Source organism: Thiobacillus sp., from assembly GCF_030696885.1.
Classification (GTDB): Bacteria; Pseudomonadota; Gammaproteobacteria; order Burkholderiales; family Thiobacillaceae; genus Thiobacillus.
The window spans coordinates 118,624-134,556 of record NZ_JAUYRI010000003.1 but is presented as its reverse complement, the minus strand read 5'-3'; the positions used below and the strand labels follow the sequence as shown (position 1 = coordinate 134,556).

The 15,933-nt window shown below is 65.8% G+C and carries 17 protein-coding genes; 16 read left to right on the top strand and 1 reads right to left on the bottom strand.

Annotated features, from left to right (window positions below):
* Positions 1–2 precede the first annotated feature (2 nt).
* Positions 3–536, bottom strand: coding sequence for an NUDIX hydrolase (locus Q8R61_RS00770; protein WP_305533406.1), 534 nt, complete (start codon positions 534–536; stop codon positions 3–5).
* A gap of 131 nt (positions 537–667) precedes the next feature.
* Here Q8R61_RS00770 and Q8R61_RS00765 point away from each other — a divergent pair, with 131 nt between their 5' ends.
* The 16 genes from Q8R61_RS00765 to Q8R61_RS00690 all read left to right on the top strand — a co-directional run bounded on the left by Q8R61_RS00765 (position 668) and on the right by Q8R61_RS00690 (position 15,922).
* Positions 668–1,711 carry an AAA family ATPase gene (locus tag Q8R61_RS00765; protein WP_305533405.1) on the top strand — a complete coding sequence of 348 codons (1,044 nt, stop codon included), beginning with the start codon at positions 668–670 and terminating at the stop codon, positions 1,709–1,711.
* A gap of 4 nt (positions 1,712–1,715) precedes the next feature.
* The gene (locus tag Q8R61_RS00760) at positions 1,716–2,972 is read left to right on the top strand and encodes a VWA-like domain-containing protein (RefSeq protein ID WP_305533404.1); all 1,257 of its coding nucleotides are present in this window, start codon (positions 1,716–1,718) and stop codon (positions 2,970–2,972) included.
* Positions 2,969–3,820 (top strand): Hsp33 family molecular chaperone HslO, encoded by an 852-nt coding sequence (locus Q8R61_RS00755; RefSeq protein WP_305533403.1) that lies wholly within the window; start codon positions 2,969–2,971, stop codon positions 3,818–3,820. Before Q8R61_RS00760 ends, Q8R61_RS00755 begins: the two co-directional genes overlap by 4 nt.
* An 11-nt stretch (positions 3,821–3,831) precedes the next feature.
* Positions 3,832–4,116 carry a hypothetical protein gene (locus Q8R61_RS00750; RefSeq protein WP_305533402.1) on the top strand — a complete coding sequence of 95 codons (285 nt, stop codon included), beginning with the start codon at positions 3,832–3,834 and terminating at the stop codon, positions 4,114–4,116.
* 80 nt (positions 4,117–4,196) lie between these two features.
* Positions 4,197–5,939, top strand: a complete 1,743-nt coding sequence (locus Q8R61_RS00745; RefSeq protein ID WP_305533401.1) for a GspE/PulE family protein — start codon at positions 4,197–4,199, stop codon at positions 5,937–5,939.
* Positions 5,939–7,165, top strand: coding sequence for a type II secretion system F family protein (locus Q8R61_RS00740; protein WP_305533400.1), 1,227 nt, complete (start codon positions 5,939–5,941; stop codon positions 7,163–7,165). Before Q8R61_RS00745 ends, Q8R61_RS00740 begins: the two co-directional genes overlap by 1 nt.
* 123 nt (positions 7,166–7,288) lie before the next feature.
* Entirely contained in the window at positions 7,289–7,864 is a 576-nt protein-coding gene (locus Q8R61_RS00735; protein ID WP_305533399.1) for a type II secretion system protein, read from the top strand.
* A gap of 8 nt (positions 7,865–7,872) precedes the next feature.
* Positions 7,873–8,382, top strand: coding sequence for a Tfp pilus assembly protein FimT/FimU (locus Q8R61_RS00730; protein ID WP_305533398.1), 510 nt, complete (start codon positions 7,873–7,875; stop codon positions 8,380–8,382).
* Positions 8,375–8,914 (top strand): type II secretion system protein, encoded by a 540-nt coding sequence (locus tag Q8R61_RS00725; protein WP_305533397.1) that lies wholly within the window; start codon positions 8,375–8,377, stop codon positions 8,912–8,914. The genes Q8R61_RS00730 and Q8R61_RS00725 overlap by 8 nt, the downstream gene beginning before the upstream one ends.
* Positions 8,898–9,713: a prepilin-type N-terminal cleavage/methylation domain-containing protein gene (locus Q8R61_RS00720; protein WP_305533396.1), complete on the top strand. Its 816-nt coding sequence runs from the start codon at positions 8,898–8,900 to the stop codon at positions 9,711–9,713. The genes Q8R61_RS00725 and Q8R61_RS00720 overlap by 17 nt, the downstream gene beginning before the upstream one ends.
* On the top strand, positions 9,710–10,135 hold the full coding sequence (locus Q8R61_RS00715; RefSeq protein WP_305533395.1) for a hypothetical protein: 426 nt from the start codon (positions 9,710–9,712) through the stop codon (positions 10,133–10,135). Before Q8R61_RS00720 ends, Q8R61_RS00715 begins: the two co-directional genes overlap by 4 nt.
* Positions 10,132–13,368 carry a LamG domain-containing protein gene (locus Q8R61_RS00710; protein WP_305533394.1) on the top strand — a complete coding sequence of 1,079 codons (3,237 nt, stop codon included), beginning with the start codon at positions 10,132–10,134 and terminating at the stop codon, positions 13,366–13,368. Before Q8R61_RS00715 ends, Q8R61_RS00710 begins: the two co-directional genes overlap by 4 nt.
* Before the next feature lie 68 nt (positions 13,369–13,436).
* Positions 13,437–14,345 carry an agglutinin biogenesis protein MshI gene (locus Q8R61_RS00705; RefSeq protein WP_305533393.1) on the top strand — a complete coding sequence of 303 codons (909 nt, stop codon included), beginning with the start codon at positions 13,437–13,439 and terminating at the stop codon, positions 14,343–14,345.
* Entirely contained in the window at positions 14,342–14,968 is a 627-nt protein-coding gene (locus Q8R61_RS00700) for a PilN domain-containing protein (protein ID WP_305533392.1), read from the top strand. Before Q8R61_RS00705 ends, Q8R61_RS00700 begins: the two co-directional genes overlap by 4 nt.
* Positions 14,958–15,614: a hypothetical protein gene (locus Q8R61_RS00695; RefSeq protein ID WP_305533391.1), complete on the top strand. Its 657-nt coding sequence runs from the start codon at positions 14,958–14,960 to the stop codon at positions 15,612–15,614. The genes Q8R61_RS00700 and Q8R61_RS00695 overlap by 11 nt, the downstream gene beginning before the upstream one ends.
* Positions 15,599–15,922: a hypothetical protein gene (locus Q8R61_RS00690; protein ID WP_305533390.1), complete on the top strand. Its 324-nt coding sequence runs from the start codon at positions 15,599–15,601 to the stop codon at positions 15,920–15,922. The genes Q8R61_RS00695 and Q8R61_RS00690 overlap by 16 nt, the downstream gene beginning before the upstream one ends.
* The last annotated feature ends 11 nt before the right edge of the window (positions 15,923–15,933 follow it).

Genomic DNA, 15,933 nt, shown 5'->3' with positions numbered 1-15,933 from the left:
CGTCAGCGCGTGCGGATGTCGCCGAAGTGAAAGTCGAATGAGCCGGCGCGGCGGTCGTTGAAATACTGTTCCAGCGTGGCGCGCACGGTGCGAAACGCGATGTCGTCCCAGGGAATTTCGGCTTCGGTAAAGAGTTTCGTTTCCAGCGATTCGATGCCGGGCTGAAAATCCAGATCCAGCAACTGGGCGCGGAACATCAAATACACCTGGTTGATGTGCGGTAGGTTGAACAGGGTATAGAGCCCGCCGATCTCAATGCGCGCGCCGGCTTCTTCCCAGGTTTCGCGCGCCGCGCCTTCCAGCGTGGTTTCGCCGTTTTCCATGAAGCCGGCAGGCAGCGTCCACAGCCCATATTTGGGTTCGATCGCGCGGCGGCACAGCAGCACCTTGTCTTCCCATTCCGGAATGCAGCCGACCACCATTTTTGGATTCTGGTAATGGATGGTGCCGCAGTCGGTACAGATATGACGCGGCAGATTGTCTCCGGCCGGTACGCGCAGCATGACGGCGCTGCCACATTCACTGCAAAAATTCATGCTGCATCCATTTCAGCCCTAGTGGGTGCACGGTAGCAAAATCTCCCCTTCCCGATCAAGGGCGAAACAAACTGGAATGCGCGAGCACGAGCGATTATCATTTGGCTTCACTCCGTATTGTTGTAAAGCCCATGCGTCCCTCCCACATCGAAACCATCCTCGACCGCGAATTTGAAAGCGCCGCCGACGGCCACCACACGCCCGTGATGCTGTGGGGCCCGCCGGGCGTCGGCAAGTCGCAGATCGTCGCCAAGATCGCGCTGCAGCACAGCGTGCCGCTGATCGATATCCGCCTCTCGCAAATGGAGCCGACCGACCTGCGTGGCATTCCGTTCCGCAACGGCCAGCTGGTCGAATGGTCGATTCCCTCGGTGCTGCCCGATGCCGCGCGCCACGGCCCGGCCGGCATCCTATTCCTCGACGAGATCACCTCGGCGCCGCCGACCGTGTCGGCCGCGGCCTACCAGCTGATTCTCGACCGCCGCCTCGGCGAATACCAGGTGCCCGACGGCTGGGTGATCTTCGCCGCCGGCAACCGCCAGGGCGACCGCGGCGTCACCTACGCGATGCCGGCGCCGCTGGCCAACCGCTTCACCCACTACGAAGTCGAGGTGAACCTGGACGACTGGGTGGACTGGGCGCACAGCGAGGACATCGATCCGCGCGTGATTGCCTTCCTGCGCTTCCGCCCCGACCTGTTGTTCAGCTTCGATCCGGCGCACACGCCGATCGCTTTCCCCAGCCCGCGCTCGTGGGAATACGCGCACCGCGCGCTGCAGAAATTCGATCGTACCGCGCTGCTGGCCGACTCGCTGGTGGCCTGCGTGGGGCAATCGGCGGGACTGGAACTCAAGACCTTCGTCGACAACATGGCGCAGATGCCGGACATCGACGCCATCCTCGCCGGCGAGGCGGCCGAGGTGCCCGAGGGCATCGACCTGCAGTACGGCGTCGCCGCCGCGCTGGTCCGCAAGGCCCTGCAGGCAGCCGACAGCGGCAATGCGACGGCGGTCTACGGCAACATCCTCAAATACGCACAGCGCTTTCCGCAGCGTGAGATGGGGGTAATGCTGGTGTCCGACCTGCATCGCGCGGTGGGCCGTCCGCTGTTCGCCGTGCCGGCGTTTGCCGAGTGGGCCAACAGCATCACCGACCTGGTCTTGTACGAACATTAAGCCCATGGCTGAAGCCAACGACGCCGCGCTCCAACCCATCCTCACCAAGCTTGCCGCCGCGCGCACGCGGCTGATCATGGAGCGGCCGTTTCTGGGCGCGCTGGTGATGCATCTGCCGCTGAAGCCGGGCGGCGAGTGGTGCACCACCACCGGCACCGACGCGCAGGCCTTCTATTTCAATCCCAAATTCGTCGAAAACCTGTCGCTGGCGCAGACGCAGTTCGTGCTGGCGCACGAGGCGATGCATTGCGCGATGGGCCATCCGCATCGCCGCAACCACCGGGTGAAGCGACGCTGGGACGTGGCCTGCGACCACGCGGTGAACCTGATCCTGATCGAGGAAGGCCTGAAGCCGCCGCTGCACGGCATCCTCGCCGACCAGAATTTCATGACGCTGTCGGCGGAGGAGATCTACCCGCTGATTCCCGAGGACACGCCGGAGGAATCCTTCGACCAGCACCTGTTCGACAGCGACAACGAGCAGGGCGCAAGTCCCGACGAGAACGAGCGCCAGGATGACCCCGATGCCGGCGAGTCGGGCGGCCAGGGTAAGGAAGGTCAGAGCCAGGCGGAGGAAAAAGAGGGCAGCGGCAGCCAGGCCTCGCAAAAGCCGAACGAGCTGTCGCCCAGCGAACGCGAGGAATTGGCCGAGCAGTGGAAGAACCGGCTGGCCGCCGCCGCCCAGGCCGCGCGCCAGGCGGGCAAGCTGTCGCAGTCGATGATGCGCTGGGTCGACGGCCTGCTGGCGCCGAGCCTGCCGTGGCGCGCGCTGCTGGCGCGCTTCTTTGCGGTCAACCAGCGCGACGACTATTCGTGGCGGCGGCCGTCGCGGCGCGAAGGCGATGCGCTGCTGCCACGGCTGTCGAGCGAGGGCATCGAAGTCGTCGCCGCGATCGACACCAGCGGCTCGATCAGCGATGACGAGCTGCGCGAATTCGTCAGCGAGCTCGATGCGCTGAAAGGCCAGGTGCGCGCCCGCATCACCTTGCTCGCGTGCGACAACCACGTGGCTGATAAAGCGCCGTGGGAATTCGAGCCGTGGGACACCATGCAACTTCCCACTGATATCGAAGGCGGCGGCGGCACCGATTTCCGTCCGGTGTTCGACTGGGTCGAACACGAAAACCGCAGCCCCAACATGCTGGTGTACTTCACCGATGCCGAAGGCGACTTCCCCAAGCTGCCGCCGAATTACCCGGTGGTCTGGCTGGTCAAGGGCAAGGGCGCCGTGCCGTGGGGCGAGCGGGTGCAACTTAATTGAGCGCCGCCGACACGCAGCCCAGCCGGGTGCGCGGCTTTCTGTTCGAGCAACTCGACATTCGCGGCGCCTGGGTGCAGCTGGGCGATGCCTGGCAGCAGATGACCGCGGGCCGCGCCTACCCTGAACCCGTACTGGAATTGCTGGGCCAGCTGGCGGGCGTCACCACGCTGATCACCGCCAACCTCAAGCAGGCAGGGCGGATCACCTTCCAGCTGCGCGGCGAAGGCGCGGTGTCGCTGCTGGTGATGGATTGCGACGAGCAATTGCGTCTGCGCGGCATGGCGCGGGCGCCGGCCGAACTGGCGGCCGGCAGCCTGCCGGAACTGCTCGGTGCGGGCGCGCTGACCCTGACGCTCGATGCCGCCGGCATGCGCCAGCCCTACCAGAGCCATGTACCGCTGCAGGGCGAGACATTGGCGGCGGTGTTCGAGCATTACCTGGAACAGTCCGAGCAGACGCCGACCCGGCTGTGGCTGGCGGCCAATGGCGAAACCGCCGCCGGGCTCTTTCTGCAGGCGCTGCCGGGCGCAGAAGCGCGCGACCCCGACGGCTGGAACCGGCTGCAGATCCTGGCCGACACCGTGCGGCCGGACGAATTGCTCGGCCTCGGCGCGATCAAGCTGATCGAGCGTCTGTTCCCCGAAGAGGATGTGCGCGTCTACGACCCGCGCCCGGTCCACTATCACTGCCCGTATGATCCGGCCAAGATCCATGCCATGCTGCACGGCGTGGGGCGCGCGGAATGTGAATCCATCCTCGCCGAGCAGGGCGAAATCCGGGTGCACGACGACATCTGCAACCATGAATATGTACTTGATGCCGCCGCGGTGGCGGCCTTGTTCAAATGAAGGAGGGCGTGATGCGGACACGATGGATGGCAATGGGACTGCTGGTGCTGGCGAGCGGCGCGCTGGCGGACGAAGGGCGCTACCAGGCGCTGCCGCTGGCGGGCGCGCCCGGCGGGCAGGGCGGCGGGCGGGCTTTCATTCTGGACACCCGCGAGGGCCATGTCTGGATCTGGAGCGAGAACGAGCCGATCGTCGCGCCAGACGGCAGCCGGCGCTATGGCGCGGGTTTCATCTATCAGGGCACGCTGCGGCCCGGCAGCCGGCCGGGAGAACTGGTCCAGCCGCAGTCCCGCTGATGGCGGGATCCGGGCCATTTTTAAAGACATGGCCGGATCGGGCCGATACGTGCTCATCCTGACGCGTGAATGAACCGACCATGACAGAAACCGCAGCGCCGCCCGCCTCGCCGCCCCCCGCGCGCCAGAAAATTCGTCTGGGCGACCTGCTCGTCGAGCAGAAGGTGATTTCTGCCGCCGACCTGGACATCGCGCTGGCGGCGCAGAAGAAAAGCGGACGCCGGCTCGGCCGCATCATTGTCGAAAGCGGGCTGGCGGGCGAAAACGACATCGCGCAGGCGCTGGCGCGGCAGTTGAGTCTTCCTTTCATCGATCTGCGGAAATTCAGCCCCGAAGCGTCCGTGCTGCAGTTGCTGCCGGAAGCGCAGGCGCGCCGCTTCCGGGCCATCCCGCTGGCGCGACGCGACGGCAGCATTTTTGTCGGCATGGCCGACCCGACTGACCTGTCGGCCTACGACGAGATCGCCCGGCTGATCCACGAGAGCATCCAACTGGCCGTGGTCGCCGAAGGCGACCTGCTGGCGGCGATCGACCGCATCTACCGGCGCACCGACGACATTCACGGCCTGACCCAGGAACTCGCGCGCGACATGGGCGAAAGCGAGGCCAGCATCATTGGCCTCGAATCGCTCGGCGAAGGCCAGGCCGACGCGCCGGTGGTGCGCCTGTTGCAAACACTGTTCGAGGATGCGCTGCAGGTGGGGGCATCCGACGTCCACATCGAGCCGCAGGAAAAGCACCTGGCCATCCGCTTCCGCATCGATGGCATTCTGCATGCGCAGACGCAGGCCGACCTCAAGATCGCGCCGGCGCTGGCGCTGCGCCTGAAGATCGTATCCGGACTGGATATCTCCGAAAAGCGCCTGCCGCAGGACGGCCGCTTCGCGGTCAAGGTGCGCGGCCGCACCGTCGATGTGCGACTGTCCACCATGCCCACCCAATACGGCGAATCGGTGGTGATGCGACTGCTGAGCCAGGGCGACAATCTCATTACCCTCGACAATCTGGGGATGCCGCCAGACATGCTGGAGCGTTTCCGTGCCATCCTGCACCGCCCCAACGGCCTGGTGCTGGTGACCGGCCCCACCGGCAGCGGCAAGACCACCACCCTCTATGCCGCGCTCGGCGAGCTCAACGATCCTGGCACCAAGATCATTACGGTCGAGGACCCGGTGGAATACCGGCTGCCCGGCGTCAACCAGGTGCAGGCCAACGAAAAGATCGACCTCAGTTTTGCCCGCGTGCTGCGCGCCATCCTGCGCCAGGACCCGGACGTGATCCTGGTCGGCGAGATGCGCGATGCAGACACCGCCCAGGTTGCGCTCAGGGCGGCGATGACCGGCCACCTGGTGCTGTCCACCCTGCACACCAACGACGCCGCTTCCACCCCGGTGCGCCTGCTCGACATGGGCGTGCCCGCCTTCATGGTGGCAACCTCGGTGCAGGGCGTGCTGGCGCAGCGACTGGTGCGCAAGGTGTGCGGCCACTGCAAGGCGCCGCATGCCGTGACGCCGCAGGAACGGGTCTGGCTCGGACGGGCGCAGACCGAGGCCCATACGGAAGACGGCTATGTCGCGGGGGCGGGGTGCGACCGCTGCCATGGCACCGGGTATTCCGGGCGGTGCGCCGTCCATGAACTGCTCGAAATCAATGCCGCGCTGGCGGAAAGCCTGGCCCGCAAGAATCCCGCCGAATTCGTGGCGGCTGCGCGCGCGGCCCTGGCCGGTCACACCCTGCGTGATCAGACCATTGCGCTGGCGCGGGCCGGCGTGACCTCGCTGGCCGAGGCGATGCGCGCAAGCGCCCAGGACGAAACGGGCTGATGCTGCGCTTTGCCTACACCGGCCGCACCCAGAGTGGCGACAAGACCCAGGGCTTCCTCGAGGCGGACAACGCGGCCGCCTGTGCCAGCAGCCTGCTGAAAAATGGCATCTCGCCCATCGCCATCCATGAAACCGACCAGGCCGAGCGCCGGGGCGCGAAGCCGAAAGGCCCGGGCCTGTTCGCGCCCACCGTCCAGCCCATCGACGTGCAGCTGTTCTCGCGCCAGCTCTATACGCTGATGCGTGCCGGCGTGCCCATCCTGCGGTCGCTCACCGGCCTGATCGAATCGACGACCAATGTCGTGTTTGCCCAGGTGATCACCTCGCTGAAGGAATCGCTTGAAGCCGGCCGCGATCTGTCGACGGCGATGCGCCAGCATCCCAAGGTCTTTTCGCCTTTCTACGTGGCGATGGTGCGGGTCGGCGAGGCGACCGGCCGGCTCGACGAGATCTTCCTGCGGATGTTCGAGCACCTCGAGTTCGAACGCGAGACCCGTGCCCGCATCAAGGAGGCCCTGCGCTATCCGAGTTTCGTCCTGATCGCCATGGTGGTCGCGGTGGCCGTCATCAATGTTTTCGTCATCCCGGCCTTCGCCAAGGTCTATGCCGGGCTGGGAGCCGAACTGCCGCTGATGACGCGGATTCTGATCGAATCCTCGCGGATCACGATTGAGTATGGCTGGCTCATGCTGGCGGGTCTGGTGCTGGCCATCGCCGGGTTTCGCCTGTGGCGCGCTTCCCCCGAGGGGCGGCTGATCTGGGATCGCTACAAACTCAAAATTCCGCTTACCGGCTCGATCATCCTGCGCAGCACGCTGGCCCGGTTTGCGCGCACCCTGGCGCTGTCGCTCAAAAGCGGCATCCCCGCCGCGCAGGCGCTCTCGGTGGTGGCCGAAGTCACCGACAACGCCTGGATTGCCTCGCGCGTCGAGCAGATGCGCAACGGCATCGAGCGCGGCGAATCGGTCTTGCGCACCGCGCAGAACGCCGCCGTGTTCAACCCGGTGGTTCTGCAGATGATCGCCGTCGGCGAGGAAACCGGCAGCATCGACGATCTGATGCAGGAAGTCGCCGGCATGTACGAGCGTGAGGTGGATTACGAAATCAAGACCCTCGCCGCTCGCGTCGAACCCATCATCATCGTCGCCATGGGCGGCGTCGTACTGGTGCTGGCGCTCGGCGTGTTCCTGCCGATGTGGGATCTGGCCAGCGTAGCAATCAAGTAGTTTTCAACTGCAGATTCAATTACTTGCTCAAGTATTTGCGCTGACGGCCGCAATAGTTTGTATGGGCCACGCCGTTTGGCGGTGTCGGCATGCAGACTTCATCCAATTACGCAGGAGAACACAATGAAAACAAGACAGCACGGCTTCACCATGATCGAACTCATCGTCGTCATCGTCATCCTCGGCATCCTCGCCGCGGTGGCGTTGCCGCGCTTCACCAACATCCAGGGCGATGCGCGTGCCGCCAAGCTGAATGCGGCGCGCGGGGCGGTGCAGGCGGCCTCTGCGATGGTCCATGGTGTGGTGCTGGTTCGCGGCGGCGTGGCCGATACGGGCGGTTGCGCAGGTGCAGCCACCAACGCAACCAACGCTGTCACCGCCGCAGGCACGGTCTGTACCGAAAATGGTCTGATCAACATTATTAACGGCTACCCCACTTCCGATGCCCGCGGCATCATCAACGCGGCCGGGCTGACCTCTGTCTTCCTGCCCGCTGGCACGACCATCGCGCAAGCCAACACGGCTCTCGCCGCGGAAGGCTATACCGTCGCCGGCGGCGGCGCCGCGATTGCTTCGGTGCTGACGATCGGCGTTACCGGCGCACGGATCCCGGCCAATTGCCAGTTCACCTACCGTCCTTCCACCACCGCAACCGGCGGCGCCGCGTTGATCAGTGCAGCCGTGACCACGGGCTGCTAATTACGCACATGCCGGGCGACTCCGCGACGGGGCTCGAAGCAGCGACAAGCAGCTGGCCCATACCGAAGCGTGGTTGCCCGCCGCCTGAGCGCGGCTTCACCCTGGTAGAACTGATCCTCGTCCTGGTCATCGCCGGCATCCTCGCGGCGGTGGCCGTGCCGCGCATGATCGGACGTACCAGCTTCGATACCCGCGGATTTTCCGACCAGCTTTCCGCTACGGTGCGCTTTGCACAGAAGCTTGCTGTTTCCCAGCGTCGCGATGTCTCCGTTCGCCTGACCGCCGGCGATGCGACACTGTGCTATGACGCGGCCTGCGCCACCCTGGCACCCGGGCCGGGCGGCGAAAAGCCCTACACGGTCACAGCGCCGGGCGGGGTGACGATTGCCCCGGTCACGGTGCTGACGTTCGACCGGGGCGGGCGCCCGAACCTCGCGGCCCAGCTCGCGATCCAGGTCACCGGCAGTGGCACGCACACGATCCGGGTCGAGCAGGAAACCGGCTACGTCCATGACTAGCGAACGCGGCCTTAGCCTGATCGAGCTGCTGGTTTTCATCGTGGTGGTGGGCATCGCGGTGACCGGAGTGGTGTCGGTCTTCAGCTTCAACACACGTTCCAGCGCCGATCCCATGGTGCGCAAGCAGGCGCTCGCCATCGCCGAATCGCTGCTCGAGGAAGTGCTGGCCAAGCCCTACACCTATTGCGATCCGGACGATGCCAATGTGGAGACGGCAAGCGGTTTTGGCGATTGCGCGGTGCGCGAGGACACCATGGGGCCAGAGGCTGGAGAGACGCGCGATCCCGGTGTCCCGCCGTTCGACAACGTCAACGATTACGATGGCTTTTCCATGAACCCCATCGTCGACCTTAGTGGCGCTCCTGTGACCGGGCTCGCCGGCTATACCTCGACCGTGCAGGTGCAGCCGGCTGGGGCTTTCAACGGCATCCCCGCAGGCGAAACCCTGCTGGTGACCGTGACCGTCACCGCTCCCGGCAACCTGGGCGTCAGCCTGTCCGGCTACCGCACGCGTTATGCGCCCAATTTCTGACCACGCCGGCTTCACCCTGGTCGAGATGATCATCGTCATCTCGATTACCGCCATCATCGGCTCGATGGTGGCGGTGTTCCTGCGCGCGCCGCTGGAAAGCTATGTGGCCCAGGACCGCCGTGCGCGGCTGGCGGACGCGGCCGACACCGCGTTGCGCCGCATGGGACGCGACATCCGGCTGGCGCTGCCCAACAGCGTGCGGGTCACCACGGATGCGGCCGGCGTGGTGTATCTGGAGTTTCTCGCCACCCGCAGCGGTGGCCGCTATCGCGTGGCGGGAGGCGGCGACATCCTCGATTTCACGACGGCCGACAACAGCTTCGACGTGCTCGGTCCCGCCATCGCGATCCAGGCTGGCGACCGCATCGCCGTGTACAACCTCGGCATTCCGGGCGCCGACGCCTGGGCGGTGGCGGGCAATACGCTCGCCTCCTATGCCGGTGCAGCCGGCAGCGTGACCAATATCGCCATTGCCGCCAAGCAGTTTCCGCTGGCCTCGCCCGGCCACCGTTTCCAGGTCGTCGAGGGGCCGGTGACCTATGCGTGCGCGCCTGACCCGGCTAATCCCGGCCTGGGTACGCTGACGCGCTTCTGGGGCTATGGCATTGATCCGAATCAGCCCACGCCACCCGCGCCTGCGCCGAGCGCGCTGCTGGCCACCGGTGTCAGCGCCTGCAGTTTCGACTACCAGCCCGGCGTCACCGAGCGCGGCGGCCTGGTCAGCATCACGCTGGCCCTGAGCCAGTCCGGCGAAACCGTCAATCTCTATGCCACCACCCAGGTGAGCAACCAGCCATGAAGCGCGTGCCGCACACCGAGTCGGGCTTCGTCCTGCCCACCGCGATTTTCCTGCTGGTCATCCTGGCTGCGCTGGCGGCCTACATGGTGTCGCTGTCGCGCACCAGTCACATCAGCAGCGCACTCGACATTCAGGGCAGTCGCGCCTACCTGGCGGCGCGCGCCGGCATCGAATGGGCGGCGTGGCAGGTGATCGATCCGCAGGGGCTGCAGCCGAGTCCGGCGCCGTGCCCGGCCGCGACCACGCTGGTACTGGAGGAGACGCTTGCCGCCTTTTCGGTGGATGTCAGCTGCACCCCCTTCGTTGAAACCGATGGCGCCGATACGGTGGCGATCTACCAGATCACCTCGACGGCGACCTCGGGCCAACCCGGCGAGGTGGATTTTGTCGAACGCCGGATCGAGGCGGTGTTCTCCCAATGAGCACCCGACTCGTCCCTCGCCTGATGCACCGAATCGGCAGCGTGCTCGTCGCCGGCGTCGCACTCTGGCTGGCCGCGATGCCGCAGGCCTGGTCTGCGATCACGCTGGTCGGCGCGGCGTCTGCGGTGTCGGGCGGAAGCGGCACGACCAGTCTGACGCTGACGTATCCGGCGGGCAGGCAGGTCGATGATGTGCTGATCGTGCAGATTGCCGCGCGCGGCGATCGGACCTTTACCCCCCCGCCGACTGGCTGGACGCTGATCAACCTCACCTACGACGGGAGCGCGCTGACCCAGGCGGTCTACTGGCGGCGCGTCACCGCCGCCACGCCCGCCAGCGAAAACTGGGGCATCAGTGCGTCCGTGCGCGCTGCTGCTGCGGTGGTCGCGTATCGGGGCGTCGATCCGGTCGCGCCCGTCAACGTCCATTCAGTCCGCAGCAACGCCAGCAGCACGAGTGTGACGGCCAATTCGGTGTCGCCGACCGTCGCCGGCACGCGGCTCGTCGGCCTGTTTGCCGTGGCCAATGGCAATGCCGGTTTCGCGCCACCCGCCGGCATGACCGAACACGCAGATGAAAATACCGCAGGCGGCCCCAATAACGGGATCGCCATCGAACTTGCCGACGAGGCCTATTCCGGCGGGATCGCCGCGACCGGCAGCCGGGTGGCGACGGCAAGTACGGCCGCCGTCAGCGTCGCCCATCTGGTCTCACTGCAATCCAACGTCATCGCCAGCTACCGCATGGACGAGGCGGCCTGGACCGGCGTGTCGGGGCAGGTCACGGACAGTTCGGGCCGCAGCCATCACGCCTCGGCGGTCAACGGCGCCACCACCGGCGGCACGATGCCGGCGATCTCCGGCACCCCGGGCACCTGCAACTACGGCATGCTCGACGGCAGCAACGATTACGTGGCGGTGCCGACCTCGTTCCCGAATCTCGTGACCGATTTCACGATCACCGCCTGGATCCGCACCACCAACAACGCGCGGGGCGGCCAGCGCATCTTCATCGACGACCAGAGCAATTCCGGCGGCTACGGATTCAGCCTGGGTGACGGCGGCACCGGCAGGGTACGCTTCTATACCCGTTCGGTCAGCGCCATCATCCTCGATACCCCCAACGTCGTCGCAAACAACACCTGGTATTTCGTCGCGGCGGTCGCCGATCTCGTCAACCGGACCAAGCGTATTTATGTCTACAACCAGGCAGGCACCCAACTTGCCGCTGTCTCGCAAACCTATAACGGTACCTGGGGCACAGATGCCGGTGCCGCGTCGATCGGCGGCGAGAACAATGCGTCGGGCGAAAGCGGCCCGAATTTCAAGTTCAGCGGCAACCTGGACGAGGTCAATGTGTTCAGCGGCGCGCTGAGCGCGGCACGGCTGGTGGACGTGATGAGCGAGACGCGGCCGTGCAGTAGCGTGACACCGGTGACGCCGGGCGGCTTCAATGCGTTCGAGACGACGACCGCAGCCGGCAGCATCAGCGGGGTGATCCGGACCAAGGTGGCCGCCAGTGCATTCGCCGTCGATGTGGTCGCGCTCAACACGACCGCGACGGCGGTCGAAACCGCCTTTACCGGTGCGGTCGGGGTGGAGCTGGTCAACGCGGCGGGTGGCGGCGCATGCGGTGCCTATTCGCTGATCCGCAACCTCGGGACGCTCACCTTCGCCGCCGGCGACCAGGGCCGGAAGACGCTCGCCGGCATCGGCGAACCCGAAGCCTGGCCCAATGTGCGGGTGCGCATGCGCTATCCGGCGACGGGCACGGCGACGGTCGTTGCCTGCTCGGGCGACAACTTCGCGATTCGCCCGGCGAGTTTTGGCGGCGTGATGGCGAGGGATTTCGATAGCGTTACCGCCTTTAGTCCCCCACCGAGCAGCTTGCGCACGCTCGCTAACGTTGCGGTTACCGGCGGCACGGTCCACAAGGCCGGGCGACCGTTCCAGATCGAGGCGACGGCACGCAACGCCGCGGGCACGGCCACGGCGAACTACGTCGGCACACCGGTGGCCAGTCCGACGGTCTGTCTGCTGCCTGCTTCCGGTTGCACCCTCGGCGTGCTGTCACCCGGCGCCTGGTCGACCGCATCCGGCGTGCTGACGACGTCGACCGCGAGCTATTCCGAGGTGGGTGCCTTCGCGATGACACTGGTGGATGCGAACTTCGCCGCGGTGGATGCGGCCGACGGCTCCAGCGCGGCCGAGAGAACGATCGAGTCGGCGGCCGTCAACGTCGGCCGCTTCGTGCCGGACCATTTCGTGCTGACGACAGCCAGCACGCCCGAATTCAAGACCTTCAACGACCCCACCTGCGCCGCGCGCTCGTTCACCTATGCGGGCCAACCCTTCGGCTATCTCACCGTGCCCGAAGCCACGATCACGGCAAAGAACGCCGCGGGTGCCACTACGCTCAACTACGCGGGCGCGCTATGGAAGCTCGTGCCCGCAGGAAGCGTGCAAGTCCACACGCCCGTCACCGGCGGACTGGATATCGGCTTGCTGGGTGCGCCGACCGTTACGGCGAGCGGCAGCGGGGTGGGCACCCTGGCGGCCAATGCGGCGGATGAGATTGCGTTTGTGCGCACCACCCCGGTCGCGCCCTTTCTTGCGGACATCAGCCTGTCGATGAGCATTGAGGACATCGCCGAGGCGGGCGTGTCCGGCAACGGCACCATCGACACCCTCACGCCCGCGGTGTTTTCGAGCATCGGATTCGACGCGGGTAATCAAATCCGATTCGGTCAACTGGTGCTGTCGAACGCCCACGGTTCGGAACTGCTCGGCCTGCCGGTACCCCTCGAAGCCCGATTCTGGAACGGTAGCGGGTTTATTCTCGGCACGCCAGTTCTCGGCACGCCACTTACCGCAGATTCCTGCACCCAGCTTGCGGCTGCCAATGTGGTGCTTGCCAACTGGCAGCGCGATCTCGATGCCTGTGACACATCGGTTTCGCTGTCCGGTCGTTTCAACGCCGGGCGCGGCAACCTGAGGTTTTCCGCGCCGGGCGCGGGCAACACCGGCAGCGTCAATATGACGCTGCAGCTGGGCGCAACAGCCACCGGCACGACCTGTGTGGCGAACGCGGTGACCCCTGCGAGCGCGGCGTCGCAGAGCTGGCTGCAAGGGCGTTCGAGCAGCGGTGTCTACAACCAGAACCCGGCGGCGCGGGCGAGTTTCGGCCTGCATCGCGGCAGCAAGCCGCTGATTTACCTGCGCGAGATGCATTAGCCATGGTTAAATCCTTTGACAACAATGGCTTATTTGTTTAAGTTCAGAAAAACTTTCAGGTCAGACCCATGTGGTTCTTCCGTCGAGCGAGCGAGCAGGGCTTAACCGCGTATTTGCGCCTACCGGGGCGCATTGCGTTCGCGCGCGTCGACCGCAGGGTGGCCATTCCCAAGTTGCTCGCTGCCGGCGTGCTGCCGGTCAAGGGCGACAACTGGCGCGACGCCCTGGCGCAACTGCACGGCAAGGGACCGGCCAGTGTGGTGCTGAACCCGGCCGATTACCGGCTGCGTGTGCTCGATGCGCCGAATGTGCCCGCCGATGAACTCAAGTCCGCGGTGCGCTGGCAGATTCAGGACATGCTCGATTTTCATGCCGGTGACGGCACCGTCGACGTGATGCAAGTGCCGCATCCGGAACACCTGACCCATGCGCGGCAGATTTTTGCGGTGGCGGCCCAAAACAGTCTGCTTGCCGAGGAGGCCATGCTCGCGTCCCGGGCAGGCCTCAATCTCGGCATCATCGACATACTCGAAACCGCCCAGCGCAACCTGGCCACCCGGCTGGAAACGCCGGGACGCGCAATGGCCATCTTTTCCTTCATCGAATCCGGCGGCCTGCTGACGCTGACGCTGGACGGCGAATTGTGCATGGCGCGCACGCTGGGCGTGAATCAGTCGCTGCTGGAAAGCGAGGGGGTCGACACTGCACTGGAACGCCTGACCCTGGAAATTCAGCGCAGCCTGGATCACTTCGACCGCCAGTTCGGCGGCATTCCGGTCGATCGCCTGCTGCTGGTGCCAATGGAGCAGGCCGACCGCCTGCGTGACGGTCTCGCACGCAATCTGGCCCTGCCGGTCGAGGTGCTCGATGTGGCGAAGGTGCTGGATATATCGGCCGTTCCGGAAGTGAACGCGCTGCCGTCTCCCTGTTTTCATGCCATTGGCGCCGCGCTGCGCATCGAAGACACCAAGCCATGAGCCAGCAGATCAACCTCATCAGCCCGCTGCTGCTCAAAAAGCGCTATGCCTTCGGCTTGCGCGAAATGGCGCTGGGCCTGGGCGGGATTCTGGCCGTGGCGCTGGCGTGGACGGCGTATCTGCATGTTCAGGCCGGCGCGCTTGAAACCCGGGCGGCCGAGCAGGAAGCGCTGCAGGCCACTGCACAACAGGAGCTGGACCAGCTGACCGCCGCCGCCGACCGCCCGGTGAGCGCGTTGCTGACCGGGCGCATCGAGACGGTGCGGGCCCAGGTGGTGCAACGTGAGGCTTTGCTCGCGTCCATCGGCGGCACGCTCAAAAGCACCGCGACGGGCTTTGCGCCGCGCCTGCGCGCACTCTCGCACAGCCACACGGAGGGCGTGTGGCTGAATGGATTCACCCTCGCGCCGGGTTACGTGGAGCTCCAGGGATCGTCCTTGAATGCCGGATTGCTGACGACCTACCTGGACCAGCTCGGCAAGCAGGCCGCCTTTTCCGGCATGCGGTTTTCCGGAATGACAGCCGGGGCTTCCACGGCAGAGGTTGCTGGGTTGCCCGCGCATATCGACTTCACCCTGATCTCGGGCAACACGGACAAACAGGGGAAATCCGATGGCCAATAAGCAATTGACCCTGTTGAATGAGCGCATTGGCGCGATGAGCCTGCGCGAAAGGGGGTTCATCTTTGCGGCGGCGGTGATAGTCGGGCTTGCGCTCGTGCAAACGCTGCTGATCGATGTCGCGCAAGGCCGCAAGCAGGCGGCGCACGCGCGTCTGGATATGGCCACAGCAGGGCTCGAGTCCATTGCGCAGCAGCGCAGCCTGCATGCCGGACCGGCAGGGCGCGACCCCGATCAGGCTGCACGGCAAGCGCTTGCCGTGCAGGACGCGCGATTGGCGCAACTGAATGCCGAACTCGAGTTACGCGAGCGCTCCCTGATTCCGCCCGAGCAGATGCGCGAGGTGCTGAGGGATGTGGTGCGCGGACAGCCGGGTATCCGGGTCGAAGGTTTCAAGACGCTGAGTCCGCAGCCGGTTGCGTTGCCGGGCGCGCCCGAGGGCGCGTTGCCCGGGTTTTATCGGCACCGCATCGAGGTCACCGTGAAGGGGGGATATGCTGATCTGGTCGCTTATCTCGAGAAGCTGGAAGCCCTGCCATGGAATCTGAGCTGGGTCGAGGCCAGGCTCGACGCTTCGACACGTCCCGACCTGTCGCTTACCTTGATCATTCACACCCTGAGCCTGGAGGAAGCATGGCTGCGCGTATGATGCGGATGATCCTGGCTGCGGGGCTGGCGTTGCCGCTGGCGGCGGGCGCCCTGCAGGACCCGACCGCGCCGCCCGCCATGGTCGCCCCTGGCGAAGCTGCCGGAACGGACATTCCGCTGACCGCGATCATGCAGGTCGGCAACCGGCGCATCGCCATCATCGGCGGTCAGGAAATCGCCGTCGGGGGTCGATATCAAGGTGCCACGGTGGTGCGCATCACCGAAAGTGAAGTAGTGCTGCGCCGCGACGGCGACACCACGGTGCTGAAACTCTATCCGCTGGTCGATAAACGACCGCGCGGCAAATAACAGAAACAGGA

What these genes read in the sequence shown, in the direction of transcription:
- Q8R61_RS00710 (WP_305533394.1), top strand. Translation starts at nt 10,132, where the DNA reads ATGAGCACCCGACTCGTCCCTCGCCTGATGCACCGAATCGGCAGCGTG.
- Q8R61_RS00690 (WP_305533390.1), top strand. Translation starts at nt 15,599, where the DNA reads ATGGCTGCGCGTATGATGCGGATGATCCTGGCTGCGGGGCTGGCGTTG.
- Q8R61_RS00765 (WP_305533405.1), top strand. Translation starts at nt 668, where the DNA reads ATGCGTCCCTCCCACATCGAAACCATCCTCGACCGCGAATTTGAAAGC.
- Q8R61_RS00730 (WP_305533398.1), top strand. Translation starts at nt 7,873, where the DNA reads ATGCCGGGCGACTCCGCGACGGGGCTCGAAGCAGCGACAAGCAGCTGG.
- Q8R61_RS00705 (WP_305533393.1), top strand. Translation starts at nt 13,437, where the DNA reads ATGTGGTTCTTCCGTCGAGCGAGCGAGCAGGGCTTAACCGCGTATTTG.
- Q8R61_RS00760 (WP_305533404.1), top strand. Translation starts at nt 1,716, where the DNA reads ATGGCTGAAGCCAACGACGCCGCGCTCCAACCCATCCTCACCAAGCTT.
- Q8R61_RS00725 (WP_305533397.1), top strand. Translation starts at nt 8,375, where the DNA reads ATGACTAGCGAACGCGGCCTTAGCCTGATCGAGCTGCTGGTTTTCATC.
- Q8R61_RS00745 (WP_305533401.1), top strand. Translation starts at nt 4,197, where the DNA reads ATGACAGAAACCGCAGCGCCGCCCGCCTCGCCGCCCCCCGCGCGCCAG.
- Q8R61_RS00695 (WP_305533391.1), top strand. Translation starts at nt 14,958, where the DNA reads ATGGCCAATAAGCAATTGACCCTGTTGAATGAGCGCATTGGCGCGATG.
- Q8R61_RS00720 (WP_305533396.1), top strand. Translation starts at nt 8,898, where the DNA reads ATGCGCCCAATTTCTGACCACGCCGGCTTCACCCTGGTCGAGATGATC.
- Q8R61_RS00770 (WP_305533406.1), bottom strand. Translation starts at nt 536, where the DNA reads ATGAATTTTTGCAGTGAATGTGGCAGCGCCGTCATGCTGCGCGTACCG.
- Q8R61_RS00700 (WP_305533392.1), top strand. Translation starts at nt 14,342, where the DNA reads ATGAGCCAGCAGATCAACCTCATCAGCCCGCTGCTGCTCAAAAAGCGC.
- Q8R61_RS00715 (WP_305533395.1), top strand. Translation starts at nt 9,710, where the DNA reads ATGAAGCGCGTGCCGCACACCGAGTCGGGCTTCGTCCTGCCCACCGCG.
- Q8R61_RS00735 (WP_305533399.1), top strand. Translation starts at nt 7,289, where the DNA reads ATGAAAACAAGACAGCACGGCTTCACCATGATCGAACTCATCGTCGTC.
- Q8R61_RS00750 (WP_305533402.1), top strand. Translation starts at nt 3,832, where the DNA reads ATGCGGACACGATGGATGGCAATGGGACTGCTGGTGCTGGCGAGCGGC.
- Q8R61_RS00740 (WP_305533400.1), top strand. Translation starts at nt 5,939, where the DNA reads ATGCTGCGCTTTGCCTACACCGGCCGCACCCAGAGTGGCGACAAGACC.